The sequence below is a fragment of the Pseudomonas siliginis genome (assembly GCF_019145195.1).
GTDB classification, from domain to species: domain Bacteria; phylum Pseudomonadota; class Gammaproteobacteria; order Pseudomonadales; family Pseudomonadaceae; genus Aquipseudomonas; species Aquipseudomonas siliginis.
The window spans coordinates 326,774-340,487 of record NZ_JAHSTW010000010.1; the positions used below are offsets into that span (position 1 = coordinate 326,774).

The following is a 13,714-nucleotide window of genomic DNA, read 5'->3' on the forward strand; positions in this document are numbered from 1 at the left end:
CTGTTCAACGGTCAGCGAAGTCTGAACCCTCAGTTCAAGGAGATACACATGAACCGCTCTGTAATCTTAGGTCTGTTTGTCACTGCCTCGATGATGGCGTCCACTTCGTTCGCCGCTGAAAAACCCGCCGATTTGTGCGATGCCAATCTGCAGAGAATCGATAGCGCCAAGACTCAATACCAGACTTCACCGGATCTGAATGCGCGCGTCTCGGCCAGTGTCAGCAAAGCCCGCGCCCTGAAAGCACAAGGCAAGATTGACGACTGCCTCGCTGAAACCCAGCAAACCCTGCTGGACATTCAAAACGCTACCGGTGACACCAAAAAATGATTCATGCGCCGACCTTTTACAGGTCGGCTGCATCGGCACCTGGCCGACCGATCTGGCCTTTTGACATTCGTTGCAAATAAAACCGAATTCCTGCGCAGCGAAGCGGTCAACCAGACAGGTCCTATACTGACCTCGCTTGTCTTGACCTCGGCATCGCGGCCAGACCGTCCGGCAGCACCGAGCCCCCATCGTTCAAGGAGATACCCATGAAGCATTCTGCAATTGCTGGATTGTTTATCACTGGTGCACTTCTGGCCTCGCCGGTGTTCGCGGCGGACAAAGACCTTTGTGCCGGGAATCTTCAAAGCATCAAAGACTTCGTCACCAGCCAGCCGTCCCTTCCTGAAAGCTCCATGAATAACATCAAGGAAGCACAGGAAAAAGCCACTGCGGCCCAGGCGTCCGGCAACGACAAGGAATGCATCGAGGTTACCAACGGCATCATCAGCAAGATGCAGATCCGTAACCCGACGCGTAACTGATGTCCCGCAGGCCAACCTTCGGGTTGGCCTGCCAAGCGTTTTGACGTACACTGTGCACGCTTGTTGCCCGAACAGATTCACCGGGCAATGAGTTCGGGGCCGTTTAGGATTCGACGCCGGTTGCGAAACTCTAGGTGCATGCCGACTTGGTAACAGAAGTCGTAAATCCACTGTTGCAACTACTTATAGTTGCCAATGACGACCAATACGGTGTTGCTCTCGCTGCTTAATTGCAGCTGACAATGCTCCTGGTACCTTCGGGTCCAGCAATCATCAGGGGATGTCTGTAAACCCGAAATGATTGTCATATAGAACAGAATCGCCGTGCAGTACGTTGTGGACGAAGCGGCTAAAACTTACACAACTCGCCCAAAGCACCCTGCCCGTCGGGTCGCTGAGGGTTAACTTAATAGACACGGCTACGCATGTAGTACCGACAGCGGAGTACTGGCGGACGGGGGTTCAAATCCCCCCGGCTCCACCACTTCATCATCTAAAGACGTCCACGGACGTCTTTTTTTGTGCCTGAAATCCATTAAATACGGGGGTTTCAGGGCCATTGAGCTCCACAGCGCTTCAGGCAGATCCATTTTGAAATGTATTCCAAGGCGTATTCCAAGCCCGTGACTGGTAAATTTTGGAATACACAAACAGCGTTGGAGTACCCATGGGAGCCCGAGCCACACGCCTTTCAGACCTAAAAATCAAAGCCGCCAAGCCCAAGGACAAAGACCCACCAACTCTCAACGACAAAGCCCGCCCAGTGCGGGCTTTGTCGCATCTGGGGAATGGCCGCCCATTTCCTTCACATTCTCAAGCCTGCCGGTGGCTGTGAATGTTCGACGTTGTACTAAAAGGACGCTGGGGCGGCACCGCTTCGGCTCATTCTCCAATTGAACGAAACCAGTTTGGCTGTAAGACGAGTGCGCTTGTGTGATAGCCAAACCACACCCATCCCCTTACCATTCCGCGGCTGGCTGGACGCCTCGCAGAGAAACCCGGTTCGCACGCGGAAACACTCAACCTGCACAAGGAAGGCAATAAAACATGAGCTTCATCGATACCATCCAATCCAAGGAAGTCGATATCTACATATCGGCGTTCTTCACTATCCTCGGCCTGATTCTGGGAGCCATTCTGGATCGGGTCCTGAAAGGCGATTCTCCACAATCCGCCAATCAGCCGGGCCATTCGGTAAACCTGACCTTCAACACGGTGGTCAATCCACCGCCGGGCGTGAACGCCGCCAGCACGAGCCAGGACATGACTCCAGTCATCTGCATGATGATGGTGATTGCCGGGCTGATTTATGTTTTTTTCCGGGCCGAGATACTCAACCTGCTTTCCTGGATCACGCTGTTCACCATTTCGCTGTGGGCCGGCGGAACCTTGCATAGCCTTTACCGGGGCTTCTTCGCGGGCATTAAGTGGGTCGTTGCGCTGTCGTTTTGCTTGGCATTTTGCGTGGCCGCGACGTATGTCACCGACGAAGCTTTTATACCCACACAGGCGCCGCCAAATTTCGAAAACAGCCAGCGAATCATCAATGAGCAGGGAATGACGGGGATAAAGGAAAATTTCGTCTTGCTAGATATGCATTGGTTTTTGCTGCACCTGTCGGGCGTGATCCTGCTTATTTACACAAGCCTTCGGATGATGCTTTTTTCAACGTACTTCATAGTTGCGGGTGCACATGCCAATAACAACGGTACTCACGAACCTTGGCTTTCCAGAAAAACCCGCAAGTACGCCAATTTGCGCAAAAACATCATCTTCATGCCCATCCTGCTGGTTCTCGCGTACCTGCTTACCTCGGGTCTTGCTTTCGACTGGTTCATCCACACGATGCCAAATCAGGTCAATGCGTTGATGAAAACGGTGCTGTATGGGCGCTGATATTTTCATCGTGCGCTAAAGATCGACTGTCGGGACATCAACCCGGTCGGCAGAAGCGAGATGAACTTTTCTTCACCACGCCCACCCGACCAATCCCATAAAATCCCCCCGCTCATTCAAGAAACTACGGTTCGCCCGCGCTCCTAGCGGGCTTTTTTTCGCCTCGGCTTCTCCATATCTTGCCGCTCCCCACCATATGCGCGACTCTGCCAGCAGATCCCTCGCCAAGGAGCGCTCGATGCCGCTGTTATCCCTGCCCTGCCCGCGCCTGACACTTGCCATCCTCTCCCCCGATCAAGCCGAGCTCGAAAGCGCGTTCTACCAGCGCAACCTCCGCCACCTGGCGCCATGGTCGCCCATCCGCACCACCGACTATTTCTCCACCGCCAACATCCGCCGTCGCTTGGAGATCCAGGCCAGCGCCTTCGAAGCCGGGTTAGCCATGCATTTCGCGCTGCTGTCGGCGGACGGTCAGCAGATGATCGGGGCGTGCAATTTCAGCGGGATTATTCGCGGGGCGTTTCAGGCGTGTTATCTGGGTTATCACATCGATGAGGCGCATCAGGGGCAGGGTTTGATGCAGGAGGGGCTGGAGGCGGGGATTGGTTATATGTTCGATGTGCAGAATCTGCATCGGATCATGGCCAATTACATTCCGGGCAATGAGCGCAGTGCGCGTTTGCTTGAGCGCTTGGGTTTTGAGCGCGAGGGGTATGCGAAGGCGTATCTGAATATCGCCGGGCGTTGGCAGGATCATGTGCTGACGGCGCTGGTCAATCCGGGGTTCGAGGCGCCGGATCAGCGCTGGTCGCGGCGCCTGGGTTGAGTTGCGCGAAATCTGTCCGACAAAAATCCTTTCAGCTCTCGGGTTTGCGGCCGATACAGACCTGCTAACACCCCTGCTGGCTCAAAAGAACAACAATCTTCCAGCTTAACTGACGACCAAGAAACCCAACGTTTCTGGAGGATTTGCATGAATAGCTGGTTCGGTAACATCAGCGTGAACATGAAACTCGGCCTGGGCTTCGGCCTGGTGCTGGCCCTGACCTGCGTTCTGGCGCTGACCGGCTGGACCAGCCTCGGCGGCCTGATCGACCGCAGCAACTGGATGAGCGACATCACCCAGCTCAACGCTGGCCTGACCAAACTGCGCGTGGTGCGCCTGCAATACATGCTGACCAACGGCGACGAAACCGCCGCGCAGAATGTGCAGACCACCCTGGAAAGCTTCGCCGCACAGCAACAGGCGTTGATCAGCAAATTCAAGAGTCCGGAGAACGTCAAACTGCTCAAGCAGCAGGCCGCGACCATCGCTGAATACCAGACCTCGCTGAACAAAATGCGCAACGCCTATCGCACCGGCAACAGTGCGCGCGACACCATGAGCGTCAACGCCCAGAACGCCTACAACCTGATCGAATCGATCAGCCAGCGTGTGCAGCAGTTGGAGTTGAGCGATCAGCGTTTCGAGCAGTTCCAGGCTGTCACCGCCGCCAAGGAAGCGTTCATCCTCGCGCGCTATGAAGTGCGTGGTTACACCGCGACCAGCAACGCCGAGACCGAGCAGAAAGCCGTCGGCCAGATCGACGCGGCCATCGCCAGCCTCAAACCGCTGAACGCGCAATTTGCCGCGACTCAGCAGGAAGCCCTGCGCCAATTGGAAACCGCGCTGAACAGCTATCGCAGTGCGTTGATGGCGTACAAGAACGCCAACACCGATGCGGTGCAGGCGCGTAAGGAAATGACCGATCAGGGCACCACCATCGTCGCCCTGAGCGAGCAGCTGTACCAGATTCAGCTTGATCGCCGTGACGCCGAAAGTGCCCAGGCGCGCACCTTCCAGTTGATCAGCACGTTGTTGGCACTGCTGGTTGGCGTGATTGCGGCGGTGATCATCACCCGTCAGATCACCCGTCCGTTGCAGGAAACCCTCGCCGTGGTCGAGCGCATCGCCAGCGGCGACCTGACCCAGAACGTCACCGTCACCCGTCGCGACGAACTCGGCGTGTTGCAGCAAGGCATCGCGCGCATGGGCGTGACCCTGCGTGATTTGATCAGTGGCATCCGCGACGGCGTCACTCAGATTGCCAGTGCCGCCGAAGAACTCTCGGCCGTGACCGAGCAGACCAGTGCCGGTGTGAACAGCCAGAAAGTCGAGACCGATCAGGTCGCCACTGCCATGCACGAAATGACTGCCACCGTGCAGGAGGTTGCGCGCAATGCTGAGGAAGCGTCGCAAGCCGCCGCCGCGGCGGATGGCGAAGCCCGTGAAGGCGACAAGGTGGTGAATGAGGCCATCGCACAGATCGAGCGTCTGGCCAGCGAAGTGGTGCGTTCGACCGAAGCGATGAGCGTACTGCAACAGGAAAGCGACAAGATCGGCAGCGTCATGGACGTGATCAAGGCTGTCGCCGAACAGACCAACCTGCTCGCACTCAACGCCGCGATTGAAGCAGCGCGTGCCGGTGAAGCCGGGCGTGGGTTTGCCGTGGTCGCCGATGAGGTGCGCGGTTTGGCTCAGCGTACGCAGAAATCCACCGAGGAAATCGAAGGTCTGGTCGCTGGTCTGCAGAACGGCACCCAGCAGGTTTCGGCGGTGATGAACAACAGCCGCGCGCTGACCGACAGCAGCGTCGCCCTGACGCGCAAGGCCGGCGCCTCGCTGGAAAACATCACCCGCACGGTGTCGAACATCCAGTCGATGAACCAGCAGATCGCCGCTGCTGCCGAACAGCAAAGCGCCGTGGCCGAAGAGATCAGCCGCAGCATCATCAACGTCCGCGACGTGTCCGAGCAGACCGCAGCGGCGAGTGATGAGACGGCAGCGTCGAGTGTTGAACTGGCGCGGTTGGGTGGTCAGTTGCAGCAGATGGTCAGCCACTTCCGCGTATGACGTTCGTTTTGCGCTGAGGCTGAAACCGAATCGCGGGCAAGCCCGCTCCCACAGGTTTTCGTGGTCGAGCACTGTTGATGTGTTCACCTCGATAACTGTGGGAGCAGGCTTGCCCGCGATGGCGGTGGGTCAATCAAATCAAAGTTGCCTGACGCTGCGCCTTCGCGAGCAGGCTCGCTCCCACACTGGATTTGTGTGCCACGCTGGATTTTGAGCACACCGCAAAACCTTGTGGGAGCGGGCTTGCCCGCGATGGCGGTGGGTCAATCAAATCGACGTTGCCTGACACTGCGCATTCGCGAGCAAGCTCGCTCCCACATTTGGATTTGTGTGACTCACCGGATTTTGAGCGCACAGCAAAATCCCTGTGGGAGCGAGCCTGCTCGCGAAAGCGGTGGATCATTCAGATCATCATTGACTGACACTGCGCACTCGCGAGCAGGCTCGCTCCCACAGGGGGCTAGGGTGTCAGGACTAGGCGGGATACCCGGTGATTTTGCGGATGCTTTGGTACAGCGGTTTGAGCTGCCGGTACATGTGCAAATACACCTCTTTATACAACTGCTCATAAACCTTCTGCGCCTCAGGCTGCGGTGTGAAAACCGCTCCAACCCGAGTCATCGCCGCAATGGCCGATGGGAAATCCCGATGCAGTCCCAATCCCACCGCACAGCAAATCGCCGCCCCCAACCCGGACGCTTCATACACATGCGGGCGTTCTGCCGGCAGGCCGAAGATGTTGGCGGTCAGTTGCATGGCGGCGTCGCTTTGTGAGCCGCCGCCGGCAACGCGCAGGCGTTTGATCGAGACCTTTGAACGCCGCTCGATGTTCTCCATGCCCTGGCGCAACGCATAGGCCAGGCCTTCGAGAATCGCCCGGTAGATGTGCGCACGGGTGTGTACGTCGCCGAAGCCGATCATCGCGCCCTTGGCTTCCACGCCCGGTTCGCGGATGCCCGGTGACCAGTAGGGTTGCAGCATCAAACCCATCGAACCCGGGGGCACTTCGTTGACTAGTGCATCGAACAGTTGCTCCGGTTCGATGCCCTGCTCTTTCGCCTGCTGCATCTCGCGCAGGCCGAATTCGTTCTTGAACCAGCTGACCATCCAGTAGCCGCGATAGATCATCACTTCGCAGTTGTACTGATCAGGCACGGCCGAGGGATACGGCGGGATCAGCGGGACGATTTCCAAATAGCGCGAGCGGGTGCTGGTGATGGTCGCGGTGGTGCCGTAAGACAGGCACACGGTGCGCGCATCGACCACGCCGGAGCCGATCACTTCGCAGGCCTTGTCCGCGCCAGCAGCAATCAGCGGCAACCCTTGGGGAATGCCGGTGTGCCGGGCGGCTTCGGCGCTGATGTAGCCGAGGGTTTCGCCGGGTTTATGCAGGGTTGGCAACTGCTCGGGGCGCACCGCCAGTGCTTGCCATTTCCAGTCATGCGGTGCCGCCCACTTCAGCCGTTTGAAGTCGAAGGGCAGATAGCCGACGCAGCAGCCGACCGAATCGACGAAGCGCCCGCACAGGCGATGAGTAAGAAAACCCGAGAGCAGCAAAAACTTGTCGGTCGCCGCCCACACCTCGGGTTGATGCCGGGCGATCCAGTTGGCCTCGGCCTGGGCGCGAAAGTAATCCACCGTTGCCTTGGCGCCGACCAGTTTGAACAGCCAGCCCCACGGCCCTTTGATGCCGCCCTCGACCTCAGCCTGACGTTGATCGAGCCAGACAATCGCCGGGCGCAGCGGTTTGCCGCTGGCATCGACATTGATCACGGTGCCGCGCTGAGTGGTCAGGGACACGCCGGCAATCTGCGTACGGTCGATGCCGGTTTGCTGCCAGAGTTGCTGACAGGCCTCGCCGAGTCTCGCCCAGTAGTACTCCGGATCCTGCTCGGCCCAACCGGGTTGCGTCGAGTAGTACGCCTGCAGATCGACTTTGCCTTTACCGAGCAGATTGCCCTGCTGATCGAAGAGCAATGCGCGCACGCTCTGAGTGCCGTTGTCGATCGCCAACAGGTATTTTTTCTGCGTCATGGCGTGATCTCCGGCAAGCCGTGATCGCGCAGCCACAACAATCGATAACGCTCAATTTCCGCTTGCCAGCGCTCATCGTCCCAGGCCAATCGTGGCTGGCAGAGCGTGCGAATCGCGGGAAGATAGTCCTCGCCACCGCGCGGCAGCAACAGGCCCAAACGGGTGCGGCGCAGCAGCAAATCATCCAAATGCAGAATCATTTCCGCCTCGCAGGCGAACGCCAGCTCTGCCCACAAAGTATCGCTGGCGCCAACCGTTTCCAGACCGAGTTCGCCGAGCAATTGCGCCAGCCTCGGCAGGTCTCGACCGTGACGTCCGGCCAAGCGTCGCCATTGATTGCCGCTCAGTCCCGCAATCGTCAGCGGCGGCACAGCGGCGAACACCGGCGCGCCGTCATCGACAAAAGAGCGCCCGAGCATCACCGCACACGCCTTGAGCACTTCGATCGCTTGCGGGCGAAATGTGGTCAGTTTGCCGCCGGCCAACGTCACGCAACCGGGCTCTTGCCACAGCACATGTTCGCGGGTTTCGTTGGACGGTTTGTCCTGCTGCGCTCCCGCCGCGCTGCCGACCACCGGGCGCACGCCTGACCAGGTCGACAGCACGTCGTCGACGCCCACTTCGGCGCCGGGAAATTGCTGCTGGCACGCGGCGAGCAGATAGTCGAGCTCTTCGCTGGAAATGCGTGCGCTGTGGTCGAGGTCCTCGCGGTGATCGAGGTCCGTGGTGCCGACCACCGTCGCGCCTTCCCACGGAAACACGAACACCGGGCGCCGATCACGCTGATGCAGAAAAGTGAACGCCTGCGCCACCGGCAAGCGCCAGCCCGGCAGTAACAGATGACTGCCGCGCAACGGTCGCAATTGCTTCGCAGCGTCAGCGGGACGCAGGCGCTCAGCCCACGCGCCTGTGGCCACGGCCAACACAGCGGAGCGCAATTGCAGCGTCGCCCCGCTCTCGCCATCTTCGATCTGAACCCCGCACACCCGCCCGCCTTCACGCAGCAGTTGCGTGACCCGCACACCATTGAGCACCACCGCGCCATCGGCCCGGGCCTCGCGCAGTACGCGCATCACCAGCCGCGCATCATCGGTCAGTGCATCGACAAAACAGCTGCCGCCGAGCAGGCCGTTTTCCTTAACCCCCGGCGCAAGAAAACGCAGTTGCTGGGCGTCATGAAAAGCATGGTTGCGCCGCCCCGCCAGCGCGTCGTACACCGAGAGCAGGCCGCCCATGACGCGCGGCCCGGGAAAGCCGCCGCGATAGTGCGGCATCATGAAACTCATCGGCTCGACCAGCCCCGGCGCCTCGTCGAGCAGGCGCTGACGCTCGCGCACCGAATTGCGGGTCAGGCGCCACTGGCCCTTGGCGATGTAACGCAAACCGCCGTGGACCATTTTCGATGATCGGCTGGAGGAGCCCCAGGCAAAATCGCGCTGTTCCAGCAGCAGACAGCGCCAGCCCCGGCGCGCGGCTTCGCGGACGATTCCGGCGCCGCTGATGCCGCCGCCGATGACGATCAGGTCCCAGGTTTCATCCGCCAGCGTCGGCAGAATCTGCTCGCGCCACTGCGCGTTCCAGTTCGCCGTCATGGCCGCGACTCTGGCAATAACGTGCCCGGGTTGAGGCGCCCTTCCGGGTCGAAATGTTCGCTCAGCGCCTGCAACGTCTGCATCGCCAGCGGGCCTTTTTCGCGCAGCAGATACGGTGCGTGATCCTTGCCGACGCCGTGCTGATGACTGATGGTGCCGTGGTTGTCGACGATGGTCTGGCTGGCCGCGTGTTTGAGCATCCGCCAGCGCGCCAGCGTCGCGGCATAGTCGGCTGCCGGGCGAAACACGTAGGTGGTGTAAATGCTCGAGCCTTCGCCGTAAACGTGCGAGAGATGAGTGAACACATGCACGCGCTCGCCCTCGGCGGCCAGGGCATCGCGCAGGCTGTTTTCGATCAGGCTGAGCAAGTGATCGACGTTGCTCCAGTCGGTGGCCGTTTCGAGGGTGTCGACCACGTAACCGGCGTTCCACAGGTTCTCGCGCAGGTAGGGAAAGCGGAAGCGGTTCTGCGCCCACTTCTTGCCCAGCAGGGTGCCGGTGAACACGCCGCCGAAGGCTTTCAGATGCTGGCGCGCGTGTTTCAGTGACAGTGCGTTTTGCTGCCGATTGCCGGTGACGCCGAAGGTCAGCAGGCATTTGCCGGCGCCGGCGCCGCGCAGCTTGAGGTACTTTTCCAGCCAGGCGATCTGCTGCGGATGGCCGGCCAGCGCCAGTTGTGTTTCGGTTTCCACCGCGTTGGACAGACGCAGCATCGACAGCGGTACGCGCGCCTGCGCCAGTTGCCGGATTGCTTGCAGCGCCTGCGGCCAGTCGGGCAGGAACACACCGTAGAAACGTTCGTCCGCCGGCAACGCACTGACTCGCACCTTGACCTCGGAAATGATCCCGAAACGGCCCTCGCAACCGAGCACCATTTCACGCAGATCGGGACCTGCCGCCGACGCCGGAAACGTCGGAATCTGCAGAGGCCCGGCGAACGTTTCCAGGGTGCCGCCGGCGAACAATTGCTCGATCCGCCCGTAGCGCAACGACTGCTGACCACTGGAACGGCTGGCCACCCAACCGCCCAGGGTCGAGAGCTCCCACGACTGCGGGAAATGCCCCAGCGTGTAGCCGCGCGCGCGCAATTGGCTTTCGACTTGCGGCCCGCTGGCGCCGGGGCCGAACGTCGCCAGCAGGCTGTGTTCGTCGAGGTCGGTCAGGCGATTCATCCGCGCCAGCGACACCGTCAGCACCGGGCGTGCGGAGTTTGGCGGATTGATGTGTCCGGCCACCGACGTGCCGCCGCCGTAGGGAATCAGGCACAAATCCTGATCATGGGCGAGCGCCAGCAATTGGCGGATCTGCTCAGCGGTTTCGGGAAAGGCCACGGCATCGGGATACGTGCCCAGTGCGCCTTCGCGTAATGCCAACCAATCCGGCAGGTTCTGGCCGCGCGCATGCAGCAGGCGATCGTGAGTGTCGATGCTGTACAAGCGGTGCGGCACCAGGCGCGAGGTCGGCACTTGCGCCAACGCCGCTGCCAACGTCGCATCGGGCAATGCCCGGCCAGCGCCCAAGCGTTCGTGGAGAAATGTCGTGCCCTGGGCCGGCAGTTCGACCACCGTGCCTGCCTCTCCCCAGCCGTTCCAGCGTCGCATGCGTGTGTCCTTTTTCTGCCGTTGGATCAAGCTTGCATACTAGTCAGCGCTGGAGATCTGTCACGGTCGCATCCGGCCAGATCCTGTAGCGAATGGCGCCAAACGTCCGGGCATTTACTTTCGCCGGGCAATCCACTTACCTTGCGGCATTCATTCGCTCACGCGCCGTCGATCAAAGGACCGCGACCATGCCATCGCTCGGCTTCACTTCCGTTCCGCCGCTGCTCAAATACCTGCGCCATGCCGAACAGTTGGGCATGGCCATCGAGCCTGCGTTGGCGGCGGCCGGGTTGCAGGCGCAGCAGTTGAGCGACAACACCTTGCGCCTGCCGGGTGAGGTTCACGAGCGCTTGCTGGATTATTTCTGCGAGCACTCGGGCGATGGGTTGTTCGGCCTGCATGCGGCGAATTTCGTCCTGCCCAATTCGTGGAGCGTGCTCGGTTACATCACCATGAATTGCGCGACGCTGGGCGATGCGATGAGCCGGATCATGCCGTTCGAAAAACTCGTCGGCGACATGGGCGTCAGCCGCGCCGAGGTGCAGGGCGAGCATGTGCATCTGATCTGGACCTGCCGCTACCAGCGGCCACGGATTCGTCGGCATCTGGTGGAAAACGTGCTCGGTTCGTGGCTGCACTACGCGCGCTGGATCGCCGACACGCAGCTGTCGCCGGCCTGCGTATGGCTGGAGCATGCGCAGCCGGATGCGGTGACGCAGGCCGAGTACGAGGCGTTTTTTGGTTGCCCGGTGCGGTTCGATCAGGCGTATTCGGCGCTGGTGGTGCCGCTGGCGTATTTGCAGTTGCCGCTGCGCCAGGCCGATGCGCAATTGCTGCGAACCCTGGAAGAACACGCGATGGGTTTGCTGGCGACGCTGGAAGATGCGTCGCTGGCGCAGCAGGTGAAAAACATTCTGCGCGGTTTGCTCAAGGAGGGCCTGCCGCGCAAGGAGCAAGTGGCGGAGCAGCTCAGCGTCTCGGTGCGCACGTTGCAGCGGCAATTGCAGCAGGCGGGGACGTCGTATCAGCAGATTCTTGATGAGCTGCGTCAAGAGTTGGCGGAGCACTATTTGCTCAACAGCACGTTGCCGATTCAGGACATTGCGCAGTATCTGGGCTTCACCGAACCGCGCTCGTTTCATCGCACCTTCAAGAGCTGGCGCGGGATGCCGCCGGGGGAGTTTCGGTTGCGGAATCGGCGGTGATGCTGATGGCCTCTTCGCGAGCAGGCTCGCTCCCACAGTAGTTCTCGGTTGCCTGCATTTCCGAGCTCACCGCAGATCCCCTGTGGGAGCGAGCCTGCTCGCGAAGGCGTCATTCGCCACACCGATTAAACACGTCTTGGCACAACTGTTTAAAGCGACACGGCATTCCGCGAAACCACCCACAATTCCTTGCGCCGCTGCCTACGCCTGCGCCAGAATCCGCCGGCTTGTGCGCCTTGGGGCCTGCCGGTAACTTGATTCGGTCACTGATTTCTCAGTGATCGAGCTTAGCGGCTCGGACAGCATTCCGGTTGTACAAGTCCAATCCGGTCAGGCTCACGCCTGCACTCGATGGTGGCTGTGCGCATGGCATCTTCGGATGCACCGGGTTGAATGCTTACCGGTCCGCTAACTTGCGCACAGCTGCCTCCCTTTGCTTAGCGGCGAAACGGATGCAGCTTCATAAGAGGCAAGCATTCATGTTCAAAGTAACGCCAAACCCGCCACCCACAGACCCGGCATCCCCCTACGAATCCGCCGACTCAAAGAAATTCCACGAAGCCGCCGACCGCGCCCTCGACCATTACCTCGCCCATCCAGCGCTGAATTCATGGCCCCGCCCTACAAGTCCAACACGCTGTACATGGCCAATCCCGACGCCGACAACGAATCGCTGTTGGCCGACGCCTGCGAAACACTAGGGTCGGCGACGGTGATGCTCAACGATCAGGCAGGGCTGGTGAACGGCTCGCAGCGCAAGACGTTGCAGGGCATTGCGCAGATTGTGATGGTCGCGGAGATGGCGGTGAATCGGGTGCTGGATCGGTTGGTGCCGACTGATTGAGGGTTTTTGAGGAATTTGGTGTGGGCTGGTTTTGTGGGGTGTCAGGGGTTGCCCTCACCCCAGCCCTCTCCCAGAGGGAGAGGGGGCCGACCCAGCTGTCTTGCGTTGTCCGTCGACCTGAAAGACCAAGTCGATTATGGATTCGACGCCATGCATTCAATTCGATTATGGATTCAGCACAGCACATTCAGGTCGGCGTAACTCCCGAGCATCCCCCAATCGGTCCCCTCTCCCCCCGGGAGAGGGCTAGGGTGAGGGGCTTTTGATCTTGGGCGCCAAGCTCAAAGACTGATCGCATTGGTAAACACCAACCGATTGCCAAACGGATCGGCAATGGTCATGTCCTGACTGCCCCACGGCATCGCCTGAATCTGCGGATGGGAAAACTTATAGTCCTTGGCCATCAGTTGCTGCTGAAACGCCTCCAGCTCATCGGTCTCGATACGTAGCGCCGAACCCGGGCAGGCATCGCCGTGATGCTCGGACAGATGCAGCACACACTCGCCCCGCGACACCTGCAGATACAGCGGAAAATTCGCTTCGAAGCGATGCTGCCAGTCGATCTTGAAACCGAGAAAATCGACGTAAAACTCGACAGCCTTGGCCTCATCGAAGATCCGCAGGATCGGGGTGGTTTTGCCGAAGCTCATGGGGTGCTCCCTGACTGATTGACCCCACAGTGTAGACGGGGAGGATGTCAGCAAATCGGCTTGAGGATGGCTTTCTTTAATCTCATAGTGCCATCACTTTAGAAAATCAAAAGATCGCAGCCTTCGGCAGCTCCTTGTATGTTCCCCACACACCAGCATGAATGAGATCTAAGCTCGCTGGTGCGAC

General features: G+C 60.0%; 10 protein-coding genes, 1 other RNA gene and 2 pseudogenes. 9 read left to right on the forward strand and 4 right to left on the reverse strand.

The window, feature by feature from the left end:
- The first annotated feature begins 48 nt into the window (after window positions 1-48).
- The 7 genes and pseudogenes from KVG87_RS21000 to KVG87_RS26325 all read left to right on the forward strand — a co-directional run bounded on the left by KVG87_RS21000 (window position 49) and on the right by KVG87_RS26325 (window position 5,601).
- Window positions 49-330, forward strand: coding sequence for a PA2433 domain-containing protein (locus KVG87_RS21000; protein ID WP_217852378.1), 282 nt, complete (start codon window positions 49-51; stop codon window positions 328-330).
- A gap of 206 nt (window positions 331-536) precedes the next feature.
- A complete protein-coding gene (locus KVG87_RS21005) occupies window positions 537-812 on the forward strand; it encodes a PA2433 domain-containing protein (protein ID WP_016771781.1) in 276 nt (91 codons plus the stop codon).
- Between the two features lie 95 nt (window positions 813-907).
- Window positions 908-1,296, forward strand: a transfer-messenger RNA (tmRNA) gene (ssrA, locus tag KVG87_RS21010).
- Window positions 1,297-1,859: 563 nt separating this feature from the next.
- Window positions 1,860-2,708 carry a hypothetical protein gene (locus KVG87_RS21015; RefSeq protein ID WP_217852380.1) on the forward strand — a complete coding sequence of 283 codons (849 nt, stop codon included), beginning with the start codon at window positions 1,860-1,862 and terminating at the stop codon, window positions 2,706-2,708.
- A 238-nt stretch (window positions 2,709-2,946) separates the two neighbouring features.
- Window positions 2,947-3,534 (forward strand): GNAT family N-acetyltransferase, encoded by a 588-nt coding sequence (locus KVG87_RS21020; RefSeq protein ID WP_076565657.1) that lies wholly within the window; start codon window positions 2,947-2,949, stop codon window positions 3,532-3,534.
- A gap of 282 nt (window positions 3,535-3,816) precedes the next feature.
- Window positions 3,817-4,695, forward strand: a pseudogene (locus KVG87_RS26320) (methyl-accepting chemotaxis protein); the annotation flags it as partial.
- 201 nt (window positions 4,696-4,896) lie between these two features.
- On the forward strand, window positions 4,897-5,601 hold the full coding sequence (locus tag KVG87_RS26325) for a methyl-accepting chemotaxis protein (protein WP_370593651.1): 705 nt from the start codon (window positions 4,897-4,899) through the stop codon (window positions 5,599-5,601).
- A gap of 474 nt (window positions 5,602-6,075) precedes the next feature.
- Here KVG87_RS26325 and KVG87_RS21030 read toward each other — a convergent pair whose 3' ends face one another.
- Genes KVG87_RS21030 through KVG87_RS21040 form a run of 3 tightly spaced genes read right to left on the reverse strand, consistent with a single transcriptional unit; the run spans window position 6,076 to window position 10,828 of the window.
- On the reverse strand, window positions 6,076-7,635 hold the full coding sequence (locus tag KVG87_RS21030) for an FGGY-family carbohydrate kinase (protein ID WP_217852383.1): 1,560 nt from the start codon (window positions 7,633-7,635) through the stop codon (window positions 6,076-6,078).
- Window positions 7,632-9,227, reverse strand: coding sequence for a glycerol-3-phosphate dehydrogenase/oxidase (locus tag KVG87_RS21035; RefSeq protein WP_217852385.1), 1,596 nt, complete (start codon window positions 9,225-9,227; stop codon window positions 7,632-7,634). The genes KVG87_RS21030 and KVG87_RS21035 overlap by 4 nt, the downstream gene beginning before the upstream one ends.
- Window positions 9,224-10,828 carry an FAD-binding oxidoreductase gene (locus tag KVG87_RS21040; RefSeq protein WP_217852386.1) on the reverse strand — a complete coding sequence of 535 codons (1,605 nt, stop codon included), beginning with the start codon at window positions 10,826-10,828 and terminating at the stop codon, window positions 9,224-9,226. The genes KVG87_RS21035 and KVG87_RS21040 overlap by 4 nt, the downstream gene beginning before the upstream one ends.
- A gap of 188 nt (window positions 10,829-11,016) precedes the next feature.
- Here KVG87_RS21040 and gliR point away from each other — a divergent pair, with 188 nt between their 5' ends.
- Together gliR and KVG87_RS21050 are read left to right on the forward strand one after the other, a co-directional pair.
- A complete protein-coding gene (gliR, locus tag KVG87_RS21045; protein WP_122692808.1) occupies window positions 11,017-12,033 on the forward strand; it encodes an AraC family transcriptional regulator GliR in 1,017 nt (338 codons plus the stop codon).
- 479 nt (window positions 12,034-12,512) lie between these two features.
- A pseudogene (locus KVG87_RS21050) lies at window positions 12,513-12,877 on the forward strand (DUF6124 family protein).
- Window positions 12,878-13,158: 281 nt separating this feature from the next.
- Here the strand turns inward: KVG87_RS21050 and KVG87_RS21055 are convergent.
- The gene (locus KVG87_RS21055; RefSeq protein WP_016771789.1) at window positions 13,159-13,527 is read right to left on the reverse strand and encodes a glyoxalase superfamily protein; all 369 of its coding nucleotides are present in this window, start codon (window positions 13,525-13,527) and stop codon (window positions 13,159-13,161) included.
- Window positions 13,528-13,714 lie beyond the last annotated feature (187 nt).